The following is a 24,124-nucleotide window of genomic DNA, read 5'->3' on the forward strand; positions in this document are numbered from 1 at the left end:
GGCAGACGCAGAAGCGCCCAGCTCGCGGGATTCAGCCGAGCCGGGCCATCCAGCCGTGCGTATCGGCGAAGGTGCCCCGCTGGATCCCGGTCAGCGTGTCGCGCAGCGCCATCGTCACCTCACCGGGTTGGCCGTCGGCGATGGTGAATTCGCTGTCGCCGTACTTCACCCGCGACACCGGGGTGATGACGGCGGCGGTGCCGCACGCGAACACCTCGGTGATCTCGCCGGCCGCGGCTTTCTTCTGCCACTCGTCGATGTCGATTTTGCGTTCCTCGACGGCAAACCCGGCGTCAATGGCCAACTGCAGCAAGGAATCCCGCGTGATGCCGGGCAGCAGTGACCCGGACAGCTCCGGGGTGACCAGCCGTGCCGATCCGCCGCTGCCGAACACGAAGAAGAGGTTCATCCCGCCCATCTCTTCGATGAAGCGGCGTTCGACGCCGTCCAGCCACACCACTTGGTCGCAACCGTTTTCGGCGGCCTCGGCTTGGGCCAGCAGCGACGCGGCGTAGTTCCCGCCGAACTTGGCGGCACCGGTGCCGCCCGGGCTGGCCCGCACGTATTCAGTCGACAGCCACACGGTCACGGGGCTGATGCCGCCCTTGAAGTAGGCGCCGGCCGGCGACGCGATCAGCAGGTAGCGGTACTGCTTGGACGGTCGCACCCCCAGCCCCGGCTCGGTAGCGAAGATGAACGGCCGCAGGTACAGCGCCTCTTCGCCGCCGGCCCGCGGCACCCAGGCCTTGTCGACGGCGACGAGCTGGCAAAGCGATTCGATGAACAGGTTTTCGGGCAGCTCGGGAATGGCCAGCCGCCGCGCCGACGACCGCAACCTGGCGGCGTTGGCCTCGGCGCGGAACGACACCACGGAGCCGTCCGCCCAGCGGTAGGCCTTGAGGCCCTCGAACACTTCCTGGGCGTAGTGCAGCACGATCGCCGACGGGTCCAGTTCGATCGGGCCGTAGGGGATTACGCGCGGGTTGTGCCAGCCCTGCCCCTCGGCGTAGTCGATCGACACCATGTGGTCGGTGAAATACCTGCCGAAACCCGGGTCGGCCAGGATTGCATCACGTTCGCTGTCGGTCGCCGGATTTGACGCGCGTAGAACCGTGAACTCGGGCGAGTCGCTGGTCATGGGGCCGATTCTATATCCGCGCGCCAACGGGTTTTTGCCACCGAACGCGCGCTAACGCGTTTTCACGGCGACGAACGGCGGGCGCACGACCTCGCATTCGGCGGCGCGGCCGCGGACGTCGACGGTGACACGCTGACCGTCGTCGATCCCCGCGTCGGTGTCGATCAACGCCAGCGCGATGCCGACTTGCAGTGTCGGAGAGAACGTCCCGGACGTGGTGACCCCGACCGGTCGCTCCCCCGCCAGGACCGTCAGCCCGGGACGCAGCACGCCGCGGCCAACCATCCGCAGGCCGCGCAGCAGCCGCCGCGGCCCGGCTTCCTTCTCGGCCAGCAGCGCCTCACGGCCGAAGAACGCGTCCTTCTTCCAGCCGATCGCCCAGCCGCAGCGGGCCTGCAGCGGCGAGATGTCGAGCGAAAGTTCGTGCCCGTGCAGCGGATAGCCCATCTCGGTGCGCAGCGTGTCGCGGGCACCCAGGCCGGCGGGCTCTCCCCCGGCGGCGCGCACGGCGGCGACCAGCCCGTCGAACACCACCCCCGCCGAATCCCACGGCGGCAGCAGCTCGTAGCCGTGCTCGCCGGTGTAACCGGTGCGGCAGACACGCACCGGCACCCCCGAGTACGACGCGTCGGCGTAGCCCATGTAATCCATGTCGGTCGGCAGGCCCAGCTCGCCGAGGACGTCCGCCGATCGCGGGCCCTGCACGGCCAGCACGGCGTAGGAGCGATGTTCGTTGGTGATCGTCAGCCCGGCCGGGGCGGCCGCCCGCAGCGCGTCGACCACCGCGGCGGTGTTGGCCGCGTTGGGCACCAGAAAGATTTCGTCGTCGTCGACGTAGTAGGCGATCAGGTCGTCGATCACGCCACCGGATTCGGTGCAGCACAGCGTGTATTGCGCCTTGCCCGGGCCGATGCGGCCCAGGTCGTTGGTGAGCGCGGCGTTGACGAACGCAGCGGCGCCCGGCCCGCGGACCAACGCCTTACCCAGGTGACTGACATCGAACAGGCCTACCGCGTTGCGGGTGGCGTTGTGTTCGCTGACGGTGCCGGCATAGGCCACCGGCATCAGCCAGCCGCCGAACTCGGCGAAGTTTGCGCCCAGGTCGCGATGGCGGTCGTCCAGCGGTCCGTGCAGCAACTCCGTCACGACGCCTTACCCTAATCGGCGCCCCGGCTGGCACACTTGGGCAGGTGTCCGATCCGCTGGACTTCGACGAGCTCGAGGCCGCGGGCGTCGCGAACCCCCGCGAGCGGGCCGACCTGATCAAATACCTCGACGGACTCGGCTTCAGCGTCGACGAGATGGCGGAAGCCGAACGCCGCGGGCGGCTGTTCGGGCTGGCCGGTGACGTCCTGGCGGGGACGGGCCGCCCGATCTACACGCTGCAGTCCGCCGCCGACCGGCTCGGCCTGTCCGCCGACGACGTGGCCCAGGCGTGGGCTTCGCTCGGCCTGACCGTCGCCGGCCCCGACGTCCCGGCGCTGAGCCAGGCCGACGTCGACGCCCTGTCGACGTGGGTGGGGCTCAAGGCGGTGGTGGGCGAGGACGGGGCGCTCGGCATGCTGCGGGTGCTCGGCGCCGCCATGGCCCGGCTGGCGGAGGCCGAGTCGTCGGTGATCCGCGCCGGGACACCGGACATCCAGATGAACCACACGCACGACGAGCTCGCGACGGCGCAGGCGTACCGGTCGGTCGCCGAGTTCGTGCCCCGCATCGGCGCCCTGATCGACGTTGTGCACCGCCACCACCTGACCAGCGCGCGCACCTACTTCGAGGGCGTGCTGCGCGACACATCGGCGAGCGTGGTGTGCGGCATCGGTTTTGCCGATCTGTCCAGCTTCACCGCGTTGACCCAGGCGCTGACGCCCGCGCAGTTGTCCGACCTGCTCACCGAGTTCGGGGCCACCGTCGCGGACCTGGTGCACGCCGACGGCGGCCGGGTGGTGAAGTTCATCGGCGACGCCGTGATGTGGGTGTGCTCGTCGCCCGAGCGGCTCGCGCGGGCCGCGGTCGATCTCGTCGACCACCCGCGGGCACGCGAGGCGGGCCTGGGCGTGCGTGCCGGTCTCGCCTACGGCGCGGTGCTGGCCATCAACGGCGACTACTTCGGCATCCCGGTGAACCTGGCCGCCCGCCTGGTGGCCTCCGCGGCGCCCGGGCAGATCCTCATCGCGTCCGAGCTGCATGACCAGTTGCCCGACTGGCCCGCGGTCCCCCACGGCCCGTTGGCGCTCAAGGGTTTTGACGGGCCGGTGACCGCCTTCGAACTGCACGGCCGGGACACTGCCCAGGAAACTCCCGACCCAGGTGATTAGGGTGGTTTGCCGTGACCACCGAACCTGGCTACCACGCCCCCACCGTCAACGTCGCCACGGCGCTACCCAAGCGCGGCGCGGGATCGACGGTATTGCTGGTGCCGGTCGTCTCGACCGGCGACGAGGACAAGCCGGGAGCGGTCGTCGCCGCGGCCGAGGCTTTCCTGTCCGAGGAGGCTATCGCCGAGATCCAGGACGGGCTGCGGGCGCTGGAGGCCACCGGCGGCAGTGAGCAGGTGCACCGGCTGGTGGTGCCGTCGCTGCCGGTGTCCAGCGTGCTGACGATCGGCCTGGGCAAGCCGCGCCCCGAGTGGCCGGCCGACACGATCCGGCGCGCCGCCGGCGTGGCGGCCCGGTCGCTGGGCACCGCCGAGGCGGTGATCACCACGCTGGGCGAGCTGCCGGGCGACGACGTGTGCTCGGCCGCGGTGGAGGGGCTGGTGCTGGGCAGCTACCGGTTCACCGAGTTCCGCAGCGACAAGACCGCCCCCAAAGACAAAGGCCTGCGCAAACTCACGGTCCTCGCCACCGCCAAGGACGCCAAGAAGCAGAGCGCGCACGGCGCCGCCGTCGCGACCGCGGTCGCCACCGCCCGCGATCTCGTCAACACTCCGCCCAGCCACCTGTATCCGGCCGAATTCGCCAAGCGCGCAAAGGCTTTGGGAGAGTCGGTCGGCCTCGAGGTGGAGGTGCTCGACGACAAGGCGCTGCAGAAGGCCGGCTACGGCGGGGTGATCGGCGTCGGGCAGGGCTCGTCGCGGCCGCCGCGGCTGGTGCGGCTCATCCACCGCGGCTCGAAGCTGGCCAAGAAGGCGAAACAGGTCAAAAAGGTCGCGCTGGTCGGCAAGGGCGTCACGTTCGACACCGGGGGTATCTCGATCAAGCCGGCGGCCTCGATGCACTACATGACCTCGGACATGGGTGGCGCCGCCGCCGTCATCGCGACGGTCGCGCTGGCCGCGCAGCAGCAGCTGCCGATCGACGTGATCGCCACCGTGCCGATGGCCGAGAACATGCCGTCGGCCACGGCGCAGCGCCCCGGCGACGTGCTGACGCAGTACGGCGGAATCACCGTCGAGGTGCAGAACACCGACGCCGAGGGCCGGCTCATCCTGGCCGACGCGATCGTGCGGGCGTGTGAGGACAACCCCGACTACCTGATCGAGACGTCCACGCTGACCGGGGCGCAGACGGTAGCGCTGGGCGCCCGGATCCCCGGCGTGATGGGCAGCGACGAGTTCCGCGACCGGGTGGCCGCGATCTCGCAGCGGGTGGGCGAGAACGGCTGGCCGATGCCGCTGCCCGACGAACTCAAGGACGACCTGAAGTCCACGGTGGCCGACCTGTCCAACATCAGCGGCCAGCGCTTCGCCGGCATGCTGGTGGCCGGGGTCTTCCTGCGCGAGTTCGTCGCCGACGGCGTGGACTGGGCGCACATCGACGTCGCCGGGCCGGCCTACAACACCGGCAGCCCGTGGGGGTACACGCCCAAGGGCGCCACCGGCGTGCCGACCCGCACCATGTTCGCGGTGCTCGAGGACATCGCCGAGAACGGCTGAGCCCTACGCCGTCAGCCGCTTGAGGACCGCCCGGCCCACCTTCCGGCGCGGCCAGCCCGTCACGCGCGCCGCGGCCAGCGCCGCGTTGGCCGCGTTGCGCCCGCACGCGCCGTGCACGGATCCGCCCGGGGTGGCCGACGCGCTGCCCAGATAGAGCCCCTCGACCGGGGTTTCGGCGCGGCCCAGCCCCGGCGCCGGACGGAAGATCGCCATTTGTTGCAGCTGCGCGGTTCCCCCGTTGAGGGCGCCCAGGTGCAGGTTGGCGTCGCTGGCCTCCAGGTCCGACGGGCGCTGCACGAACCGGTCGATCACCGCCGAGCCGAATCCGGGGGCATGCTCTTCGATGACGTTGTCCATCGACTTGGCCAGCCGCTCGGCGGCGGCGTCGTCGGCCACGTTGCGCGGCAAATGCGTGTAGGCCCAGACGCTTTCGGTGCCTTTCGGCGACCGGCTCGGGTCCGCGGTGGTGGTCTGGCCCAACAGCATGAACGGGTGCTCGGGCACCACCCGGGTGTTCAGGTCGGCCATCCAGCGCACCAGCCCGTCGGCGTCGGCCCCCAGGTGCACCGTGCCCACGCCCCGCAGGCTTTCCGATCGCCACGGGATGGGGCGGTCCAGTGCGTAGTTGACCTTCACCACCGGCGGGTCCCAGACGTAATGCTCGAGGGTGCGGCGCAACCCGGCCGGGACCGCGTCGGCGGGCAGCATGTCGCGGAACAGCCGCGGCGCCGTCACGTCGGCCACGATCGCCCGGCGCGCCCGGACCGTCCGCCCGCCGGCCGTGGTCACCGCGACCGCCCGACCGCCGCGCACCTGGATGCGAGACACGTTCTGGCCGCACTCGATTCGCGCACCGGCGGCCTCGGCGCGCCTCACCAGCGCCGCGGTCAGCTGTCCCGATCCGCCGACGGGCACCGGCCAGCCGCCGTCCTGGGCGAGCATCGTCATCAGAAAGCCCATGGCGCCGCTGACGGGCGCGTCCGGCGGTACATCGGCGTGCATCGCGTTGCCCAGCAACAGGATTCGCGGCGCTTCGCCGTCGAACAACTCGTCCACCATGGCGTTGGCCGGCTGGATCAACAGGCGGGCGAGCCGCATGGCGTCGGCGGTGCCGAGCTTCAGCAGCAGCCGCAGCATCGGGCGCACCGGCGGAAACGGCGCCAGCATGGCGTCCAGCAGCGGCGCGGAGACCCTGCGCCACAGTTCCACCGCGCGCCACCAATTGTCGCCGTCAGCGCGCTCGCGGCGCGCCAATTCCGTTGCGGTGCGGGCCGGGTCGCGGTAGATGACGGGCGGGTCATCGTCGGCCGCGCTGCGCGGATGGCCCACCACCGCCGGCGCGTGCGACCACCGCAGCCCATGGTCTTCCAGCCGCAGCGCCGCCATCGCGGGCGACGCCACGGTCATCGGGTAGAACGAGCTGAACAGGTCGGTGATGTATCCCGGTGTCAGCTCGGCGCTGCGCACCGCCCCGCCGGGCTCGGGTTGGGCCTCGAGCACCAGCACGTCCCAGCCCGCGTCGGCCAGCATCGACGCGGCCACCAGCCCGTGGTGCCCGGCCCCGATGACGACGGCGTCGGCCGTCTCGTCGGCCATGCGCTATTCGACCTGGCTCGGCTCGAGCCGTTCGGCGAGCGCGGTCAACCGCAGCAGGCACTCGCGGTTGCGCGGATAGACGGCGGCCAGGGCCAGCCGATCGGGGATGACCTTGATCGGCCCGGACTCGGGCACCTCGATCATGTCGATCCGGCACCCGCCGTCCGGAGTGTCCGTGAGCCGCAACGTTATTCGCGCGGCGCCCAATCGCCCGAGACCCGCGCGCAGCACGAGTTCCTCTCCGGGGGTGCAACTTTCGACCACCGTCTCGTCGCTGATGACCAGCGGCCAGACCCCGACCGAGTGCTTGACGGCGGAGCCGGGCTGTGGCCACTGCGGGTCGACGGCGCGGGTCCGGCTGTTGCCCACCACCCACTGCGCATACGTCCATCCGTCCGCCATCGCGTCCCAGATCTGCTGACGGGACGCCCTTACCTCGCGGGTTGCAGCCATTGTCATGGCGTCCGGATACCCGGGTCGGCGCAAACCATGCGCCGGATCGGGCCACGGCAAACGTTTAGCGGCCGCGGCCAGCGGTTACTAAGGCGTTACCAGACTCGCGTTTGACAGGAGGCCAACAGTGACTGTGCGACGGTTGATCATCGCGGTGGGTGCGGTGCTCTTGCTGGCCGGCATCATCGGGCTGCTGGTGCCGGTGTCCGTGTCGGACGGCAGCGGCAATTCCGTGTCGTGCGGGAACGGAGTCGCCACCGATTTGTCCAGCGCGCGCAGCGCAAACGACAAGAACGGCGCCAACATCCCGATCCTGAACCAGGTCCTCCCGCACACCGACTACGTGGCCCAATGCCAGTCGTCGGTCAACAGCCGTCGCAGTTGGGCGATCCCGCTGGCCGTCGTCGGCATCCTCGCCGTCGGCGGCGGGCTGGTGCTCGCGCGCCAGGGGGCGCGGCGGACGGGCGTCTAGTGGCGACCGCGAGCGCGGCGTAGCCGGGCGAAGCGGGTCGCCAACATTGGACTAGATCACCCGCACGCGTGCGGCGTTGCGCAACGCCTGCGGCGCCACGCGGGACAGGCCGTAGACGGCATAGGCTTCCGGCGCGACGGGCCGAATCGGCTTCTTCTTCTTGACCGACGACAGGATCGCGTTGGCGACCTTGTCCGGCCCGTAGTGGCGCAGCGCGAACATCCGGCCGATCTGGCCCCGCCGGTCGTCGACCTGCTCGTCCTTGCCCACGGGCGCGGTGAACCGGGTGGTGCTGATGATGTTGGTGTTGATGACGCCGGGGCAGATGGTGGTCAGCCCGACGTCGGCCACGTCCAGTTCGGCCCGCAGGCAGTCGGAGAACATGTAGGTGGCGGCCTTCGAGGTGCAGTAGGCGCTCAGCGACCCCAGCGGCGAGAATGCGGCCATCGACGCCACGTTGACGATGTAGCCGCCGGTGCCGCGCGCGACCAGGCGCCGGCCGAAGGACCGGCAGCCGTTGACCACGCCGCCCAGGTTGATGTCGAGCACCCGGTCGAACTGCTCGGCGGGGGTATCCAGGAATCCGCCGGCCGCGCCGATGCCGGCGTTGTTGACGACGATGTCGGGGACGCCGTGTTCGGCGCTGACGCGCTCGGCGAACGCCTCGACCGCGTCGGCGTCGGACACGTCGAGGACGTAAGCGTGGGCGACGCCGCCACGCGCGGTGATCTCGGCGGCGGTCTCCTTGACGGTCGCCTCGTCGATGTCGCTGACCACCAGCTCGGCGCCTTCGCGCGCGAAGGCGAACGCGGTCTCGCGCCCGATGCCGCTGCCCGCGCCGGTGACCGACACCAGGGTGTCGCCGAAGTACTCGCGGGGACGCCCGACCTGCGCGCGCAGCATCGCCCGGCTCGGCGGCTTGCCGTCGGTGAGGTCGGCGAAGTCGTGCACCGCGGCCGCCATCACCTGCGGGTGCGACATCGGCGAGAAGTGACCGGCCCGGATGTCGCGGCGCCACAACCGCGGCACCCAGCGCGCGGTCTCGTCGTACCCGTAGGGCCGCACGTACTTGTCGCGGGTGTTGACGATGAGCTGCACCGGCACGTCGACGATCTGCGGCCGGCCGCGCATGGAGAAGGAGCGAAAGTAGTTGGCCGGGTAGGTCTTCACCGAACGCGCGGCGTCGGCGGCCAGCTTGCCCGAGTGGTGAATTTTGTCACCGGGGATGTTGTCGACGGCGTTGCGGCGCAGCGCCGGGATCGACAGTGCCAGCCGCAGAGACAGGGGCGCGAGCACCGGGATCGAGAAGAACACCATGTAGGTCAGCCGCAGCGCCTGGATGATCGAGCGCAGGAACCTCCGCGGGCGCCAGGGCTGGCGCAGCCCGCTGAACATGTAGTGGACCAGCTGCTCCTGGCTGGGGCCGGACACCGACGTGAACGAGGCGACCCGGTCGGCCGCGCCCGGCCGCTTGAGGTACTCCCAGATGCCCACCGAACCCCAGTCGTGGGCCAGCACGTGCACCGGCCCGCCCGGGCTGAGCTCGCCGATCACCGCAGCGAAGTCGTCGGCGAACCGGGCCATAGTGTAGGCGGAGACCCGTTTGGGCGCCGACGTCATGCCGACGCCGCGGTTGTCGTAGCGGATGACGCGGAACCGCTCGGTCAGCTGCGGGACGACGCCGTCCCAGAGCACGTGCGAGTCGGGGAAGCCGTGCACCAGCACGACCGTCGGGCCCTCGCGGTTGCCCTCCTCGTATACCGCGACGCGCACGCCGTCGCTGCTGTCGACGAACCGCTGGGGTACCTGTGGTAGCGCCGGCATCGAACCTCCCCGCTCTGACTGGCCCCTGCGCCAGTGGCCACACCGTAGCAAGCGGGCCGGCGCCGACCTGGCACCCGAGCGCTGTCCGCCCTGGATGTGTGCCGACGAATGCGCGGTGACAGGATAGTTTTGATAGCGACTTCGGTTCTGCCAAGCGACAAGTTCGACGTGCCCCGACCTACGATCGAGGAGTCAGAAGAGATGGCCTTCTCCGTCCAGATGCCGGCACTCGGTGAAAGCGTCACCGAGGGGACGGTCACCCGCTGGCTCAAGCAGGAAGGCGACACGGTCGAACTCGACGAGCCGCTCGTCGAGGTGTCGACCGACAAGGTGGACACCGAAATCCCGTCGCCGGCCGCCGGTGTGCTGACCAAGATCGTCGCCCAGGAGGACGACACGGTCGAGGTCGGCGGCGAGCTGGCGGTCATCGGCGACGCGGGTGAGCAACCCCAGGCCCAGCCCCAGGCGCCCAGCCAGCCGGAGCCGCAACCGGAACCCGAGCCGGAACCCCCGGCCCAGGCCCAGCCCGAGCCGGAGCCCGAGCCGGCGGCGCCGGCCCAGCCGGCGGCGTCGGGCGGCGGTTCCGGCGACGCCAAGCCGGTGCTGATGCCCGAACTCGGCGAGTCGGTGGCCGAAGGCACCGTTACCCGCTGGCTGAAGAAGGTCGGCGATTCGGTCCAGGTCGACGAGCCGCTGGTGGAGGTGTCCACCGACAAGGTGGACACCGAGATCCCGTCGCCGGTGGCCGGCGTCCTGCTCAGCATCACCGCCGAGGAGGACGCGACCGTCCCGGTCGGCGGCGAGCTGGCGCGGATCGGTGCCGGAACGGACGCCGCCGCGCCCGCCCCCTCGGCTCCCCCGGCACCGCCCGCACCAAAACCCGAACCCAAGCCGGAGCCAAAACCCGAACCCAAGCCGGAGCCTGCGGCGGCGAAACCGGCGCCGGCGCCGCAACCCGCACCGGCACAGGCCGCTCCCGCCGCCGCGCCGGCCGGCGGCCCGAGCCCGGACGGCGCGCCCTACGTGACCCCGCTGGTGCGAAAACTGGCCAACGAGAACAACATCGACCTCGCGCAGGTCGCCGGCACCGGCGTCGGCGGTCGCATCCGCAAGCAGGACGTGCTCGCGGCCGCGCAGAAGAGGGACGAGGCGAAGAAGGCCCCCGCACCCGCAGCCGCCGCGGCACCCGCCGCCGCGCCCGCCGCCGACGGCAAGGCCGCGCCCGCAGCCGCCCCCACCCCGGCGGCCGCGCTGGCCCACCTGCGCGGCACCACCCAGAAAGCCAGCCGGATCCGTCAGCTCACCGCGGCCAAGACGCGCGAGTCGCTGCAGGCCACGGCCCAGCTCACCCAGACCCACGAGGTCGACATGACCAAGATCGTGGGGCTGCGGGCCCGGGCCAAGTCCGCGTTCGCCGAACGCGAGGGCGTCAACCTGACCTACCTGCCGTTCATCGCCCGCGCCGTGATCGACGCCTTAAAGATCCACCCCAACATCAACGCCAGCTACAACGAGGAAACCAAGGAAATCACCTACTACGACGCCGAGCACCTCGGCTTCGCGGTAGACACCGACCAGGGTCTGCTCTCCCCCGTCGTCCACAACGCCGGCGACCTGTCGCTGGCCGGGCTGGCCCGGGCGATCGCCGACATCGCCGAGCGCGCCCGGTCGGGCAACCTGAAGCCCGACGAGCTGTCCGGCGGCACGTTCACCATCACCAACATCGGCAGCCAGGGCGCCCTGTTCGACACCCCGATCCTGGTTCCGCCGCAGGCGGCCATGCTGGGCACCGGCGCGATCGTCAAGCGGCCGCGGGTGATCGTGGACGAGTTCGGCAACGAGTCGATCGGCGTCCGCTCCATCTGCTATCTGCCGCTGACCTACGACCATCGCCTGATCGACGGCGCCGACGCGGGACGTTTCCTCACCACGATCAAGAACCGGCTCGAAGAGGGAGCCTTCGAGGCTGACCTGGGGCTGTGACGACGTGCCCAAGCCGGTCATCGCGATTGCGGGTTCCTCCGGCCTGATCGGTTCAGCCCTGGCGGCGGCCCTGCGCGCCGCCGACCACCCGGTGCTGCGCATCGTGCGCCGGACGCCGGCGAATTCCGAAGAGCTGCACTGGAATCCGGAGAGCGGCGAATTCGATGCCGACGCGCTGGTCGACGTCGACGCCGTCGTCAACCTGTGCGGCGTCAACATCGGGCAGCGTCGTTGGTCGGGCGCGTTCAAGCAGAGCCTGCGCGACAGCCGCATCGCCCCCACCGAGGTGCTGGCCAACGCCGTCGCCGACGCCGGCGTGGAAACGCTGATCAACGCCAGCGCGGTCGGCTACTACGGCAACACCCGGGACCGGGTGGTCGACGAAAACGCCCGGCCGGGAAGCGGTTTCCTCGCGCAGCTGTGCGAGGACTGGGAAGCCGCCACGCTGCCCGCCCAATACGCCGGCACCCGGGTGGTGCTGGCCCGGACCGGCCTGGTGCTGTCCCGGTCGGGTGGTGCGCTGCGCCGGTTGCGGCCGCTGTTCTCGGCGGGACTCGGCGCCCGGCTGGGCAGCGGCCGTCAATACATGTCGTGGATCACCCTGGAAGACGAGGTGCGGGCGCTGCTGTTCGCCATCTCGCACCCGTCGCTGTCGGGGCCGGTGAACCTGACCGGGCCGGCGCCGGTCACCAATGCGGAGTTCACCACTGCGTTTGGACGTGCGCTCAATCGCCCGACCCCGTTGATGATGCCCGGTTTCGCGGTGCGGGCGGCGCTTGGGGAGTTCGCCGACGAGGGGTTGCTCATCGGTCAGCGCGCCATCCCGTCCGCGCTGGAACGCGCCGGTTTCGAGTTCCACCACAACACCATTGGCGAGGCGCTCGCCTACGCGACCGCCCGCCGCGACCACGATTAGCCGCCCTTTTTCGCGGCTCACCTATCGGTGAGTGTCATGCCAGAGTGACACACCGCGCCGAGCGTCACGCAAGAGTGACGATGCGCAAAGTGCCGCTGAAGTTACCCACAGCCGACGTCACGGTGACGTGATGCCGCACTTGCTAGGTGCCACACTTCGCGCGTGGCGGAGCCATTCATCGGCAGTGAAGCGATCGCAACAGGTGAGGTGGTCAAGAGCGCTTTGCGGACGAAGTACACCAAGCTGTTCCCTGGTGTGTACGTCAGCCGTGGCGCCCAACCGACGGCGCGGGTGCGCGCGCGGGCAGGGTGGCTTTGGTCTGGGCGTCGTGGAATCATCGCGGGGTTGTCGGCCTCGGCGCTGCACGGCGCCAAGTGGATTGATATCGGCGCGCCGCTGGAAATCATCCACACCAACCGAAACCCCGTTCCGGGCCTTCGGATTCGAAGCATTCGCGTCGAAGATGACGAGTTCCAGCTGGTAGAAGGCATTCCGGTCACCACACCCGCCCGCACGGCGCTCGACCTGGCTTGCTGGTATCCAACGGCTGACGCGGTCGCGGCGATCGATGCTCTGACTCAGGCCACCGAATTGAAGGCGACGGACGCAGCCATGCTGGTGCGACGCTATCGAGGGCGGCGCGGTATTCGCCGAGCGCAGACGGCGCTCGACCTGATGGATCGGGGCGCGCAGTCGCCCAAGGAGACGTGGCTTCGACTGCTGCTCATTGACGCTGGGTTGCCTCGGCCCCGGACGCAGATTCCTGTCCTTGACGAGGTCGGTGACGTCTTCGCCTATCTCGACATGGGCTGGGAGCAGCCCAAAGTCGCAGTCGAGTACGACGGCGATCAACACCGCAGCGACCGACGCCAATACAGATGGGACATTCGGCGACTGGAGATGCTCGAGCATCGCGAGTGGATCGTGATTCGAGTGACGGCCGGGGATCAGCCCACGGAGATCATCCGGCGCGTCCGGGCCGCGTTGGCCCGACGAGCGCCGCACCATGCCCAGCTGGCCCCGGCGCGTTGAGCGTCACGCCAGGGTGACGTATGCCACCGCGCGTCACGCCAGGGTGACGGACGCGCGCGTCGGCCGAGTAGCGTCGGCGGGGTGAGCGATTCCATCCGGTCGAGCGTGAGCGCGATCGACGTCCGCCAGCTGGGGACGGTCGAATACCGCACCGCCTGGCAGCTGCAGCGCGACCTGGTCGACGCCCGGGTCGCCGGAGGGCCCGACACCCTGCTGCTGCTGGAGCACCCCGCGGTCTACACCGCCGGGCGGCGCACGGAACCACACGAGCGGCCGGTGGACGGGACGCCGGTGGTCGACACCGACCGCGGCGGAAAGATCACCTGGCACGGCCCCGGGCAATTGGTCGGTTACCCGATCATCGGGCTGGCCGAGCCGCTCGATGTCGTCAAATACGTTCGGCGCCTTGAGGAATCGCTCATCAAGGTGTGCGGCGACCTGGGCCTGGACACCACCCGGGTCGACGGCAGGTCCGGGGTCTGGGTGCCCGCCGGCGGCGGCCGGCCGGCGCGCAAGGTCGCCGCCATCGGGGTGCGGGTGTCCCGGGCGACCACGATGCACGGGTTCGCCCTGAACTGCGACTGCGATCTGGGTGCCTACAGCTCGATCGTCCCGTGCGGCATCAGCGACGCTGGAGTGACGTCGGTGTCCGCCGAGCTGCGGCGCACGGTCACCGTCGACGAGGTCCGGGCGGCCGTCGCCGTCGCCGTCTGCGACGCCCTGGACGGCGCGCTTCCGGTGCGTGACCACCCGGTGGCCCGCGTAGCATCAACGATGTGACTGTCGCTCCCGAAGGCCGCAAGCTGCTGCGCCTGGAGGTGCGCAACGCGCAGACCCCGATCGAGCGCAAGCCGCCGTGGATCAAGGTCAGGGCCCGGATGGGCCCGGAGTACACCCAGTTGAAGGGCCTGGTCCGCCGCGAGGGTCTGCACACGGTGTGCGAAGAGGCCGGCTGCCCCAACATCTTCGAATGCTGGGAGGACCGGGAAGCCACCTTCCTGATCGGCGGGGACCAGTGCACGCGGCGCTGCGACTTCTGCCAGATCGACACCGGAAAGCCCGCCGAGCTGGACCGCGACGAGCCCCGCCGGGTCGCCGAGAGCGTGCAGGCGATGGGGCTGCGCTACGCGACCATCACCGGCGTCGCGCGCGACGACCTGCCCGACGGCGGTGCCTGGCTGTACGCGGAGACGGTCCGGGCCATCAAAGAGCTCAACCCGTCGACCGGCGTCGAGCTGTTGATCCCCGACTTCAACGGCGAGCCGGCGCGGCTCGCGGAGGTCTTCGAGTCGCGACCGGAAGTGTTGGCCCACAACGTCGAAACCGTGCCGCGGATCTTCAAGCGGATCCGGCCCGCCTTCACCTATGAGCGCAGCCTGGGCGTGCTCACCGCGGCCCGCGATTTCGGCCTGATCACCAAGAGCAACCTCATCCTCGGGCTGGGCGAAACCGCCGACGAGGTGCGCAGCGCGCTGGCCGACCTGCGCGACGCCGGCTGCGACATCGTCACCATCACCCAATACCTGCGCCCGACGTCGCGCCACCACCCCGTCGAGCGTTGGGTCACGCCCGAGGAATTCGACGAGTTCGCCCGGCACGCCGAGGGCCTCGGCTTCGCGGGGGTGTTGTCCGGGCCGCTGGTGCGATCGTCCTATCGGGCGGGACGGCTCTACGACCAAGCCGTTCGCGGCCGGGCCTCGGCACCATAGATCACCGGCCCGAACGTATCCTTGCTGATTATGGCTAAACCCCGCACCGCCGCCGAGAACAAGGCCGCCCGGGCCCAGGCAACCGCCGCCCGCAAGGCCGCCGCGAAGGAACGCCGCGGCCAGCTGTGGCAGGCGTTCAACATGCAGCGCAAGGAGGACAAGCGCCTGCTGCCGTACATGATCGGCGCCTTTGTGCTGATCGTCGGCGCCGCGGTGGCCGTCGGCATCTGGGCCGGCGGGCTGACAATGATCACGATGATCCCGTTCGGGGTGCTGTTGGGCGCCCTGGTGGCGTTCATCATCTTCAGCCGCCGCGCCCAGCGCGCGGTCTACAGCAAAGCCGAAGGCCAGACCGGCGCGGCCGCGTGGGTGCTGGACAACCTGCGCGGCAAGTGGCGGGTGACCCCCGGGGTCGCCGCGACCGGCCACTTCGACGCCGTGCACCGGGTGCTCGGCCGGCCCGGCGTGATCCTGGTCGGCGAGGGATCGGCCGTCCGCGTCAAACCGCTGCTGGCCCAGGAGAAGAAGCGCACCGCCAGGCTGGTCGGCGACGTGCCGATCTACGACATCGTGGTCGGCAACGGCGACGGCGAGGTCCCGCTGGGCAAGCTGGAGCGCCACCTCACCAAGCTTCCGGCCAACATCACCGCCAAGCAGATCGACACGCTGGAGTCGCGGCTGGCCGCGCTGGGCTCGCGCGCCGGCGCCGGCGTGATGCCGAAGGGGCCGCTGCCCAACGCCGGCAAGATGCGCGGCGTGCAGCGCACGGTGCGCCGCCGGTAACGGCACTAGCGCCGATCGCAAGCGCGGCGGAGCCGGCTTCTCAACGTCGCCGGAGCCGAACGGCTGCTCGAGATCGACGGCTGCACGCCAGCACCGCATCGCCGCGAGCACGGCGAATCCTGCCACCGGGTCGACCTACACCGAACTTTCCCGATAGCGGCGCCTGCTGCGGTGATCGCCACCCGGGTGTTTAGCCCGATATGGTCCCAACTATAGTTGTGATACTCTAACTTTAGTTGTAGATCTCTCACTTTAGTTGTAGACAACGAGGCGTCCGCTATGCAGCTCAACCGGCCGTTCGCCACGGTGACGCCGACGTTAGACGGCGACGTGCTCGGCGTTCTGGCGACCAGCGAAGTGACCTTTACGATCACCCAGATCCGGCGCATCTTGACCACCGCGTCAGGCGAGGGCATCCGTAAAGTCCTCAACCGCCTCACTGCACAGGGTGTAGTACTCCATGACCAGGTCGGTAAGACCAACACCTACCGACTTAACACCGAACATCTTGCAGCAGAGCCGATCCTGGCGCTTTCGCGGCTGACCTCAACTTTCCTGGACCGCCTGGAAGCGCACCTGGGCGGGTGGGGCGAGGCGCTCAAGTACGCCGCCGTGTTCGGCTCAGCGGCGACGGGCCGGATGACTGTTGGCAGCGACATCGATCTGTTCCTGGTGCGCAGCTCCGATCCCGAACACGCTGGCAGCCCAGCCGACCCGGAGGCGTGGGCGCAACGCGTGGCTGAACTCGCACGGTCGGTGACCGCTTGGACCGGCAATGACGGCCGCGTCGTCGAGTACGCCGAAGATGAGCTTCGCGCCGCGGCGGCGGCCGGTGAGCCGCTGCTGAGCGACGTGGCCAGCCAAGGCCTGACCGTCGCCGGTACACGGGCATGGCTCAACAAGCAGCTGCGTCCGATAGACCAGGCTGCGGCGACGAGGAGGTCCTGATGGCGGGTACGCGTGAGTGCAACTCCGCTGTCACCGCGGGCCGCCTGTCCAAGGCCGTTGAGTTCTTCGACGCCGCTGTGCATGTGGAAGACACGGTGCCCAACGCCGCTGGTGATCTGTTCGTGGACGCCGGTATCGCGGCTTCCGACGTCATCTGCTGTGTCCGGCTCGGCATGCACTCGTCAAGCGGGATCCACAGCGATGCCGTCGCTCTGCTGAAAACGGCCGACAGGGGATCCGAAAAACACCTGAGCACCCTGCTTGGCTTGAAAAATAAGGCGGCCTACACCCTCCAGGCTCTATCCACCGCCGAATGCAAGAAGATGAACCGCGCCGCTTCCCATTTGGTCGAGGCGGCCAAACGGGCTGTCGCGTCAGCAAGCCAGAACACGTGACCGGCAAAGCTCGTCGACACCGTTTTGCCGCAGATCAATACGAGTGACGAAAGTCCGGATCTAACGCCGCAGCACGGCCGTCCCGGTGATCCGATCGTGCAGGCCCCGGCCGTCGGAGTCGGTGAACAACGCCGGGATGACCGTCGCGATGAGCAGCCCGCGCGCCGCCAGCCGGCCGAGCCCGACCGGCACCCGCCCGTCCACCGACGCCACCTGCAGACCCAGGGCCAACTGCCCGGGCGTGAAGCTGAACAGCCGCACCGCCACCACCCCGAGCACGAACCAGATCACCAACACCGCGGTCGCCAGCGTCCGCTGGGAGAACAGGCCGAACGCCATGGCCAGCGCGCCCAGCCCGTAGGAGATCAGCCAGTCGATCATCAACGCGACCAGCCGTCGACCCATCGGCGCCAGCGATCCCGGCCCGCCCTGTGGCAGGCCGAGGCTCTCGCCCGGATAGGCCGATCGCGATCCCGGCAAACCGTCGGTCACGGACGGCTTCCGGCGGCCCGGCCGGACTCCCCCGCGAGCCCGAAACCCGGGCGGGATGCGGCGGTGTGCCCGTGTTGCGGACCAGATACGATGCTGCCGTCCATGGCCCCACAATAGAACCCTCCAGCGACCCGGATTCTGGTGCGGGGAAGCATGGTCACGTAACCTCTGCGCAACATCGGGTTGACTGACGGGCAACACAAGCTCCATAGCGTCAGGCCGCGGATCACCAAGTAAAGGAGCAATTCTGTGACGGAAATGACGCCCGACGACGTCTTCAAACTCGCCAAGGACGAGAACGTCGAGTTTGTCGATGTCCGGTTCTGTGACTTGCCAGGCATCATGCAGCACTTCACGATTCCGATTTCGTTCTTCGACGAGAGCGTGTTCGAGGACGGCTTGGCCTTCGACGGCTCCTCGATTCGCGGGTTCCAGTCGATCCACGAGTCCGACATGTTGCTCCTGCCCGACCCCGCGACGGCCCAGATCGACCTGTTCACCGAGCACAAGACGCTGAACCTGAACTTCTTCGTGCACGACCCGTTCACCCTCGAGCCCTACTCGCGCGACCCGCGCAACATCGCGCGCAAGGCGGAGAACTATCTGATCAGCACCGGGGTCGCCGACACCGCGTATTTCGGCGCCGAGGCCGAGTTCTACATCTTCGACTCGGTCAGCTTCGACTCACGCACCAACGGCTCCTTCTACGAGGTGGACGCGATCTCCGGCTGGTGGAACACCGGTGAGCCCAACGAGAGCGACGGCAGCCCCAACCGCGGCTACAAGGTCCGCCCCAAGGGTGGGTATTTCCCCGTCGCTCCAGTCGACCACTACGTCGACCTGCGCGCTGACATGCTGTCGAACCTCATCAAATCGGGCTTCAGCCTCGAGAAGGGCCACCACGAGGTCGGCAGCGGCGGCCAGGCCGAGATCAACTACAAGTTCAACACGCTGCTGCACGCGGCCGACGACATGCAGCTGTACAAGTACATCGTCAAGAACACCGCGTGGCAGGCGGGCAAGACCGTCACCTTCATGCCCAAGCCGCTGTTCGGCGACAACGGGTCCGGGATGCACACCCACCAGTCGCTGTGGAAGGACGGCAGCCCGCTGATGTACGACGAGACGGGCTACGCCGGTCTGTCGGACACCGCGCGCCACTACATCGGCGGCCTGCTGCACCACGCGCCGTCGCTGCTGGCGTTCACCAACCCGACGGTGAACTCCTACAAGCGCCTGGTTCCCGGCTTCGAGGCGCCGATCAACCTGGTGTACAGCCAGCGCAACCGCTCGGCGTGCGTGCGCATCCCGATCACCGGCAGCAACCCGAAGGCCAAGCGGCTCGAGTTCCGTTGCCCCGACTCGTCGGGCAACCCGTACCTGGCGTTCTCGGCCATGCTGATGGCCGGCCTGGACGGCATCAAGAACAAGATCGAGCCGCAGGCGCCGGTCGACAAGGACCTCTACGAGCTGCCGCCCGAGGAGGCCGCCAACATCCCGCAGGCGCCCACCCAGCTGTCCGCGGTGATCGACCGGCTCGAGGCCGACCACGAATACCTCACCGAGGGCGGCGTTTTCACGCCGGACCTGATCGAGACGTGGATCAACTTCAAGCGCGAGTACGAGATCCTGCCGGTCCAGATCCGGCCGCACCCGTACGAGTTCTCGCTCTACTTCGACGTTTAAGCCCGTCTGATCGTCGCGAGCAGACGCAGAATCGCCCTCAGCGCCGCGCTTCGGTGCGATTCTGCGTCTGCTCGGCGATGAAAGTGTCTCTGCCGCAGGGTCAACCGGGGCGGCGGCCCAGGATCCCGCGCGTCATCCGGACGGGCTGGCCCTCGGCCATCTCGACGACCTCCAGCCAGCCCCCCGGCGCGACGTAATGCCGCTCGACGTCCTCGCGGTGCATCGAGATGATCAACACCCCCGCGTCGGTGACCTCGTAGCTGTCGAAGGCGCCGTAATCCCGCGGTTCACCGTTGCTGAAAACGACCGTGAAAGCCACCGCTAAATTCTAGCCGTCGAGCGACAGGTCCTTGCGGAAGCGCTGCATGCCGTCGATCTTGTCGTCCAGCGTGGCGTCCGGGCCCGCGTAGAACATCCACGGCATGGTGATGATGCCGGTGATGCCGGCGTCGGCGGCGCGCTGGTAGTCGGCGGTGGTGAAGGAGTCGGTCAGCGGCGTCAAGATGGTGAAATCGTCCATGGACAAGCCGAGTTCGGCCCGCAGTTCGCGCAGCCGGCCCACCGCCTCGATGGCCCGATCGGTCTTGATCAGGTCGCCGATCCAGCCGTCGTTGCGGGCGGCGCGGCGCAGCGCGATGTCGCTGAGGCCGCCGACATACACGGGTATCGGTGGCGGCGTCGGCTCCATTTCCAGTCGCGGCGTGCGGTAGAACGCGCCGTCGAACTCGGTCCAGCCCGGCCGCCACAGCGCCCGCATCAGGTCGATGATCTCGTCGGTGCGTTTGCCGCGGGCCTCGAACTGCTCGCCCATCAACGCGAATTCCTCGCGGCACCAGCCGACACCGATGCCGAGCTCCACCCGGCCGGACGCCAAAACCGCCACTGTGCCAATGGCTTTCGCCGCCGAATACGGGTTGCGCATGGCGGGAATGTAGACGGTGGTGACGAACCGCAGCCGGGTGGTGACCTGGGCCAGCGCGCCGACGAGCACCCAGGGGTCGGGCCAATCGGTGAAGGGCTGCCAGCGCCGTTGGCCGTCCCTGGTGTACGGGTACGGGGTCTCCAGGGTCTCCAGGTTGACGACGTGATCGGGGATCCCGATCCCGTCGTAGCCGAGTTCGTCGGCCGCCTTGGCGATCTCGACGATCTCGCGGGTGTTCAAGAAGGCGCTGCTGACGTAGAACTTCATTCGGCTTCCCTCGCCCACGACGGCTCGATGAAGATGCCGTCGGCCTCAACGGTGACCCCGTGCGCGTCCGAAATGGTGCCGCGCGCAAAGACTTTGACGCCCTCCTTGTGGTCGATCCACGCCTCGGAGCGCAGCGGGCCCAGCGGGGTGCCGCGCAGGTACTTCACGGTGATGGTCCCGGTGAACCGCGGCTTGGACAGCCCCTCGCTGGCCGCCTCGCCGAGCATGTGGTCGAGCACCAGGGCGCTCACCCCGCCATGCACCAGCTTGGGCGGGCCCTCGTACGCCGTCCCGAGGACGAACTCGCTCCAGCACCGGCCACCGCCGTCGTGGTGGACGATCACGGGTGGCGCGATCGGGTTGCCCAGCCCGATCGCGGCGTTTCCCAGCGTCAGCGGGCGGCCGCCGTCGACGCGGTAGGTCACCCCCATCGGCCGGGTCCGTTGCCGCAGCGACTCGGTGACCGCCTCGATCGCGGCTCGCGCGTCGGCGACGACGGCGTCGTCGGCCTCGGTCCGGATCGTGGCGTCGATGAGTTCCCGGACCGCATCGGCCAGCGGGGTGTACAGGGCCGTCACGCGTTGGGCTTCCGCCGCGCTGAGCACCTCGAATGTGGCGTCCAACGCGCCGGCCTCCTGACTCAACTTCCAAACACCTTGCGCACCACCGCTTTTGCCCGGCGCGTCACTCGCAGATAATTGTCCAGGAACTCGCCGCCGTCGTCGGATGACCAGCCCGCGGCAACGGCGACCGCCTTGAGCTGGCGCCCCGGCCCCGGCAGCTGGTCGGTGGGCTTGCCGCGCACCAGCACCAGCGCGTTGCGGGCCCGCGTGGCCGTCAGCCAGGCCTGCCGCAGCAGGTCCACGTCGTCGGCGGGCACCAGGTCGGCCGCGGCGATGGCGTCCAGGGATTCCAGCGTCGAGGTGTTGTGCAGGGCGGGGACCCGGTGGGCGTGGCGCAGCTGCATCAGCTGCACGGTCCATTCGATGTCGGCCAATCCCCCGCGGCCCAGCTTGGTGTGGGTGTTGGGGTCCGCCCCCCGCGGCAACCGCTCGGACTCGACGCGGGCCTTGATGCGGCGGATTTCGCGCACCGCCTCCGCCGACACGCCGTCGGGCGGGTAGCGCGTCTGGTCGGCCATCACCAAGAACCGCTGGCCCAGCTCGGCGTCGCCGGCGACCGCGTGCGCGCGCAGCAGCGCCTGGATCTCCCACGGCTGCGCCCACTGGGAGTAATAGGCGGTGTAGGAACTCAACGTGCGCACCAGGGGGCCGCTGCGGCCCTCGGGCCGCAGGTTCGCGTCGACCTCAAGCGGCGGGTCGACGCTGGGCGTGCCCAGCAGCGCCCGCACCTGCTCGGCGATCGTCGTCGACCAGCGCACCGCCCGCGAGTCGTCGACGCCGGTGGCCGGCTCGCAGACGAACATCACGTCGGCGTCGGAGCCGTAGCCCAGCTCGGCGCCGCCCAGCCGGCCCATGCCGATGACCGCGATCGCCGCGGGAGCCCTGCCGTCCTCGGGGAGATTGGCCCGGATCATCGCGTCCAGGGCGGCCTGCAGCACAGCCACCCACACCGAGGTGAGCGCCTTGCAAACGTCGGTGACCTCGAGGAAACCGAGCAGGTCGGCCGAACCGATGCGGGCCAGCTCGCGGCGCCGCAGCGTGCGGGCGGCGGCGATCGCCCGGACCGGGTCGGCGTGACGGCTCGCCGACGCGATCAGCGCCCGGGCCACCGTGGCGGGGTCGGTTTCGAGCAGCTTGGGGCCGCCCGGGCCGTCGCCGTAATCCTGAATCACCCGGGGCGCGCGCATCAGCAGGTCCGGCACGTAGGCGGAGGTTCCCAGCACGTGCATCAGCCGCCTGGCCACCGCGGGCTTGTCGCGCAGCGTGGACAGGTACCAGTTCTCCCCGCCCAGCGCCTCGGACAGGCGCCGGTAGGCCAGCAGCCCGCCGTCGGGGTCGGGCGCGTAGGACATCCAGTTCAACAGCCGGGGCAGCAGCACCGACTGCACCCGGCCGCGTCGCCCGCTCTGGTTGACCAGCGCCGACATGTGCTTCAACGCGGTCTGCGGCCCCTCGTAGCCCAGCGCCGCCAGCTGCCGCTCGGCCCCCTCGGAGGTGATGCCGTGCGCGATCTCCAGGCCGGCCGGCCCGATCGATTCCAACAGCGGCTGATAGAAGAGCTTGGCGTGCAACCCCGACACCCGCACGTTCTGGTGCCGGAGCTCCTCGCGCAGCACCCCGGCCGCGTCGTGGCGGCCGTCGGGCCGGATGTGCGCGGCGCGCGCCAGCCAGCGCACCGCCTCCTCGTCGTCGGGCGCCGGCAGCAGATGGGTGCGCTTGAGCCGTTGCAGCTGCAACCGGTGCTCGAGCAGCCGGAGGAACTCGTAGGACGCGGTCAGGTTCGCCGCGTCCTCGCGTCCGATGTAGCCGCCCTGGCCCAGCGCGTCGAGCGCGTCCACCGTGGAGGCCACGTGCAGTGAGTCGTCGCTGCGGCCGTGCACCAGCTGCAGCAGCTGCACCGCGAACTCCACGTCCCGCAGACCGCCGCTGCCGAGCTTGAGCTCGCGGCCGCGGACCTCGGCGGGCACCAGCCGCTCGACCCGCCGGCGCATGGCCTGGACCTCGACGACGAAATCCTCCCGCTCGCAGGCGACCCAGACCATCGGCAACAACGCGGCCAGGTAGCGCTCGCCGAGTTCGGCGTCGCCGACGGCCGCCCGGGCTTTCAGCAGTGCCTGGAACTCCCACGTCTTTGCCCAGCGCTGGTAGTAGGCGACGTGCGATTCGACGGTGCGGACCAGCTCGCCGCTGCGACCCTCCGGACGCAGCCCGGCGTCGACCTGGAAGAAGGCCTCCGAGGCCACCTTCATCATCTCGCCGGCCACGCGGGCGCTCTGCGCGTCGGCGCGCTCGGCGACGAAGATGACGTCGACGTCGCTGACGTAGTTCAGTTCGCGGGCACCGCATTTGCCCATCGCGATGACCGCCAGCCGCGGCGGCGTCCGCTCGCCGCACACGCTGACCTCGGCGACTCGCAGCGCGGCCGCCAGCGCCGCGTCCGCCAGGTCCGACAGCTGGGCGCTCACCACGGTGAACGGCAGGACCGGCTCGTCCTCGACCGTGGCGGCCACGTCCAGCGCCGCCAGCACCAGCAGCTGGTCGCGGTACAGGATGCGCAGACGCTCCAGGGCCGAGCCGGGGGCGCCCAGCGCCTCGTCGCAGCACTCGATGAACGTCTTGAGCAGTTCGTCGCGCGAGGGCAGGTGTGCCTTGCCCCGCAACAGCTTCCAGGACCGCGGGTTGGCGGCCAGGTGATCGCCCAAGGCCAGCGACGAGCCCAGCACCCCGAACAGCCGGCCCCGCAGCCCGCGTTCGGTGAGCAGCGCGGCGCTCAGTTCGTCCCAGTCGCTGTCCGGGTTCTCCCAGAGCCGGACCAGCACCCGCAGCGCGGCGTCGGGGTCGGGCGCGCGCGACAACGCCCACAACCGGTCGATGTAGTTCTGGTCGTCGCGCGCGTACCAACCCAGCTGCGCCAGACGGTCACCCGCGGGAGGGTCGACCAACCCGAGCCGGCCCACGCTGGGCAGGCGGGGGCGCTCGGTCGCGGGTTTGGTCACGCCACGACCGTAGCG

22 protein-coding genes are annotated in these 24,124 nt (G+C 69.8%); 12 read left to right on the top strand and 10 right to left on the bottom strand.

Annotation, left to right across the window (positions count from 1 at the left end; genetic code table 11):
• Window positions 1-31: 31 nt before the first annotated feature.
• Together AC5Y5E_RS28665 and gcvT are read right to left on the bottom strand one after the other, a co-directional pair.
• Window positions 32-1,138, bottom strand: coding sequence for a branched-chain amino acid aminotransferase (locus AC5Y5E_RS28665; protein ID WP_499907099.1), 1,107 nt, complete (start codon window positions 1,136-1,138; stop codon window positions 32-34).
• A gap of 51 nt (window positions 1,139-1,189) precedes the next feature.
• Window positions 1,190-2,284, bottom strand: a complete 1,095-nt coding sequence (gcvT, locus tag AC5Y5E_RS28670; RefSeq protein WP_499907101.1) for a glycine cleavage system aminomethyltransferase GcvT — start codon at window positions 2,282-2,284, stop codon at window positions 1,190-1,192.
• Between the two features lie 44 nt (window positions 2,285-2,328).
• Here gcvT and AC5Y5E_RS28675 point away from each other — a divergent pair, with 44 nt between their 5' ends.
• Together AC5Y5E_RS28675 and AC5Y5E_RS28680 are read left to right on the top strand one after the other, a co-directional pair.
• Entirely contained in the window at window positions 2,329-3,453 is a 1,125-nt protein-coding gene (locus tag AC5Y5E_RS28675) for an adenylate/guanylate cyclase domain-containing protein (protein WP_499907103.1), read from the top strand.
• A gap of 11 nt (window positions 3,454-3,464) precedes the next feature.
• Window positions 3,465-5,012 (top strand): leucyl aminopeptidase, encoded by a 1,548-nt coding sequence (locus AC5Y5E_RS28680; RefSeq protein ID WP_499907105.1) that lies wholly within the window; start codon window positions 3,465-3,467, stop codon window positions 5,010-5,012.
• Window positions 5,013-5,015: 3 nt separating this feature from the next.
• On the opposite strand, the gene AC5Y5E_RS28685 is transcribed toward AC5Y5E_RS28680, so the two are convergent.
• Together AC5Y5E_RS28685 and AC5Y5E_RS28690 are read right to left on the bottom strand one after the other, a co-directional pair.
• On the bottom strand, window positions 5,016-6,608 hold the full coding sequence (locus tag AC5Y5E_RS28685; protein WP_499907107.1) for a phytoene desaturase family protein: 1,593 nt from the start codon (window positions 6,606-6,608) through the stop codon (window positions 5,016-5,018).
• A 3-nt stretch (window positions 6,609-6,611) separates the two neighbouring features.
• Window positions 6,612-7,067: an SRPBCC family protein gene (locus AC5Y5E_RS28690; protein WP_499907109.1), complete on the bottom strand. Its 456-nt coding sequence runs from the start codon at window positions 7,065-7,067 to the stop codon at window positions 6,612-6,614.
• A gap of 121 nt (window positions 7,068-7,188) precedes the next feature.
• Between AC5Y5E_RS28690 and AC5Y5E_RS28695 the strand changes: the two genes are divergently transcribed.
• On the top strand, window positions 7,189-7,533 hold the full coding sequence (locus AC5Y5E_RS28695; protein ID WP_499907111.1) for an aminopeptidase: 345 nt from the start codon (window positions 7,189-7,191) through the stop codon (window positions 7,531-7,533).
• Between the two features lie 51 nt (window positions 7,534-7,584).
• On the opposite strand, the gene AC5Y5E_RS28700 is transcribed toward AC5Y5E_RS28695, so the two are convergent.
• A complete protein-coding gene (locus AC5Y5E_RS28700; protein WP_499907113.1) occupies window positions 7,585-9,357 on the bottom strand; it encodes an SDR family oxidoreductase in 1,773 nt (590 codons plus the stop codon).
• A gap of 201 nt (window positions 9,358-9,558) precedes the next feature.
• Here AC5Y5E_RS28700 and sucB point away from each other — a divergent pair, with 201 nt between their 5' ends.
• The 8 genes from sucB to AC5Y5E_RS28740 all read left to right on the top strand — a co-directional run bounded on the left by sucB (window position 9,559) and on the right by AC5Y5E_RS28740 (window position 17,123).
• Window positions 9,559-11,340: a 2-oxoglutarate dehydrogenase, E2 component, dihydrolipoamide succinyltransferase gene (gene sucB, locus AC5Y5E_RS28705; RefSeq protein ID WP_499907232.1), complete on the top strand. Its 1,782-nt coding sequence runs from the start codon at window positions 9,559-9,561 to the stop codon at window positions 11,338-11,340.
• A 4-nt stretch (window positions 11,341-11,344) separates the two neighbouring features.
• Complete coding sequence (locus tag AC5Y5E_RS28710) at window positions 11,345-12,256, top strand: TIGR01777 family oxidoreductase (RefSeq protein ID WP_499907115.1); 912 nt, start codon at window positions 11,345-11,347, stop codon at window positions 12,254-12,256.
• Between the two features lie 162 nt (window positions 12,257-12,418).
• On the top strand, window positions 12,419-13,288 hold the full coding sequence (locus AC5Y5E_RS28715; protein ID WP_499907116.1) for an endonuclease domain-containing protein: 870 nt from the start codon (window positions 12,419-12,421) through the stop codon (window positions 13,286-13,288).
• Window positions 13,289-13,369: 81 nt separating this feature from the next.
• The gene (gene lipB, locus AC5Y5E_RS28720) at window positions 13,370-14,068 is read left to right on the top strand and encodes a lipoyl(octanoyl) transferase LipB (protein ID WP_499907118.1); all 699 of its coding nucleotides are present in this window, start codon (window positions 13,370-13,372) and stop codon (window positions 14,066-14,068) included.
• Complete coding sequence (gene lipA / locus AC5Y5E_RS28725; protein WP_499907120.1) at window positions 14,065-14,997, top strand: lipoyl synthase; 933 nt, start codon at window positions 14,065-14,067, stop codon at window positions 14,995-14,997. The genes lipB and lipA overlap by 4 nt, the downstream gene beginning before the upstream one ends.
• 30 nt (window positions 14,998-15,027) lie before the next feature.
• Complete coding sequence (locus tag AC5Y5E_RS28730) at window positions 15,028-15,780, top strand: DUF4191 domain-containing protein (RefSeq protein ID WP_499907122.1); 753 nt, start codon at window positions 15,028-15,030, stop codon at window positions 15,778-15,780.
• A 279-nt stretch (window positions 15,781-16,059) separates the two neighbouring features.
• Complete coding sequence (locus AC5Y5E_RS28735) at window positions 16,060-16,728, top strand: nucleotidyltransferase domain-containing protein (RefSeq protein ID WP_499907124.1); 669 nt, start codon at window positions 16,060-16,062, stop codon at window positions 16,726-16,728.
• Window positions 16,728-17,123 carry a hypothetical protein gene (locus tag AC5Y5E_RS28740; RefSeq protein ID WP_499907126.1) on the top strand — a complete coding sequence of 132 codons (396 nt, stop codon included), beginning with the start codon at window positions 16,728-16,730 and terminating at the stop codon, window positions 17,121-17,123. Before AC5Y5E_RS28735 ends, AC5Y5E_RS28740 begins: the two co-directional genes overlap by 1 nt.
• A 60-nt stretch (window positions 17,124-17,183) precedes the next feature.
• Here AC5Y5E_RS28740 and AC5Y5E_RS28745 read toward each other — a convergent pair whose 3' ends face one another.
• Window positions 17,184-17,603: an RDD family protein gene (locus AC5Y5E_RS28745; RefSeq protein ID WP_499907234.1), complete on the bottom strand. Its 420-nt coding sequence runs from the start codon at window positions 17,601-17,603 to the stop codon at window positions 17,184-17,186.
• Between the two features lie 261 nt (window positions 17,604-17,864).
• Here AC5Y5E_RS28745 and glnA point away from each other — a divergent pair, with 261 nt between their 5' ends.
• Window positions 17,865-19,301, top strand: coding sequence for a type I glutamate--ammonia ligase (glnA, locus tag AC5Y5E_RS28750; RefSeq protein ID WP_499907128.1), 1,437 nt, complete (start codon window positions 17,865-17,867; stop codon window positions 19,299-19,301).
• Between the two features lie 100 nt (window positions 19,302-19,401).
• On the opposite strand, the gene AC5Y5E_RS28755 is transcribed toward glnA, so the two are convergent.
• The 4 genes from AC5Y5E_RS28755 to AC5Y5E_RS28770 are packed head-to-tail and all read right to left on the bottom strand — an operon-like array spanning window position 19,402 to window position 24,109.
• The gene (locus AC5Y5E_RS28755) at window positions 19,402-19,620 is read right to left on the bottom strand and encodes a hypothetical protein (RefSeq protein ID WP_066937719.1); all 219 of its coding nucleotides are present in this window, start codon (window positions 19,618-19,620) and stop codon (window positions 19,402-19,404) included.
• Between the two features lie 9 nt (window positions 19,621-19,629).
• On the bottom strand, window positions 19,630-20,490 hold the full coding sequence (locus AC5Y5E_RS28760; RefSeq protein WP_499907130.1) for a TIGR03619 family F420-dependent LLM class oxidoreductase: 861 nt from the start codon (window positions 20,488-20,490) through the stop codon (window positions 19,630-19,632).
• Complete coding sequence (locus tag AC5Y5E_RS28765) at window positions 20,487-21,134, bottom strand: PaaI family thioesterase (RefSeq protein WP_499907132.1); 648 nt, start codon at window positions 21,132-21,134, stop codon at window positions 20,487-20,489. The genes AC5Y5E_RS28760 and AC5Y5E_RS28765 overlap by 4 nt, the downstream gene beginning before the upstream one ends.
• A complete protein-coding gene (locus tag AC5Y5E_RS28770) occupies window positions 21,131-24,109 on the bottom strand; it encodes a bifunctional [glutamine synthetase] adenylyltransferase/[glutamine synthetase]-adenylyl-L-tyrosine phosphorylase (RefSeq protein WP_499907134.1) in 2,979 nt (992 codons plus the stop codon). Before AC5Y5E_RS28770 ends, AC5Y5E_RS28765 begins: the two co-directional genes overlap by 4 nt.
• Between the last annotated feature and the right edge of the window lie 15 nt (window positions 24,110-24,124).

Source organism: Mycobacterium sp. NGS54 (assembly GCF_059812465.1).

Coding starts and splice junctions, on each gene's coding strand:
- AC5Y5E_RS28740 (WP_499907126.1), top strand. CDS start 16,728: ATGGCGGGTACGCGTGAGTGCAACTCCGCTGTCACCGCGGGCCGCCTG.
- AC5Y5E_RS28730 (WP_499907122.1), top strand. CDS start 15,028: ATGGCTAAACCCCGCACCGCCGCCGAGAACAAGGCCGCCCGGGCCCAG.
- sucB (WP_499907232.1), top strand. CDS start 9,559: ATGGCCTTCTCCGTCCAGATGCCGGCACTCGGTGAAAGCGTCACCGAG.
- AC5Y5E_RS28735 (WP_499907124.1), top strand. CDS start 16,060: ATGCAGCTCAACCGGCCGTTCGCCACGGTGACGCCGACGTTAGACGGC.
- AC5Y5E_RS28760 (WP_499907130.1), bottom strand. CDS start 20,490: ATGAAGTTCTACGTCAGCAGCGCCTTCTTGAACACCCGCGAGATCGTC.
- AC5Y5E_RS28685 (WP_499907107.1), bottom strand. CDS start 6,608: ATGGCCGACGAGACGGCCGACGCCGTCGTCATCGGGGCCGGGCACCAC.
- AC5Y5E_RS28690 (WP_499907109.1), bottom strand. CDS start 7,067: ATGACAATGGCTGCAACCCGCGAGGTAAGGGCGTCCCGTCAGCAGATC.
- AC5Y5E_RS28665 (WP_499907099.1), bottom strand. CDS start 1,138: ATGACCAGCGACTCGCCCGAGTTCACGGTTCTACGCGCGTCAAATCCG.
- AC5Y5E_RS28700 (WP_499907113.1), bottom strand. CDS start 9,357: ATGCCGGCGCTACCACAGGTACCCCAGCGGTTCGTCGACAGCAGCGAC.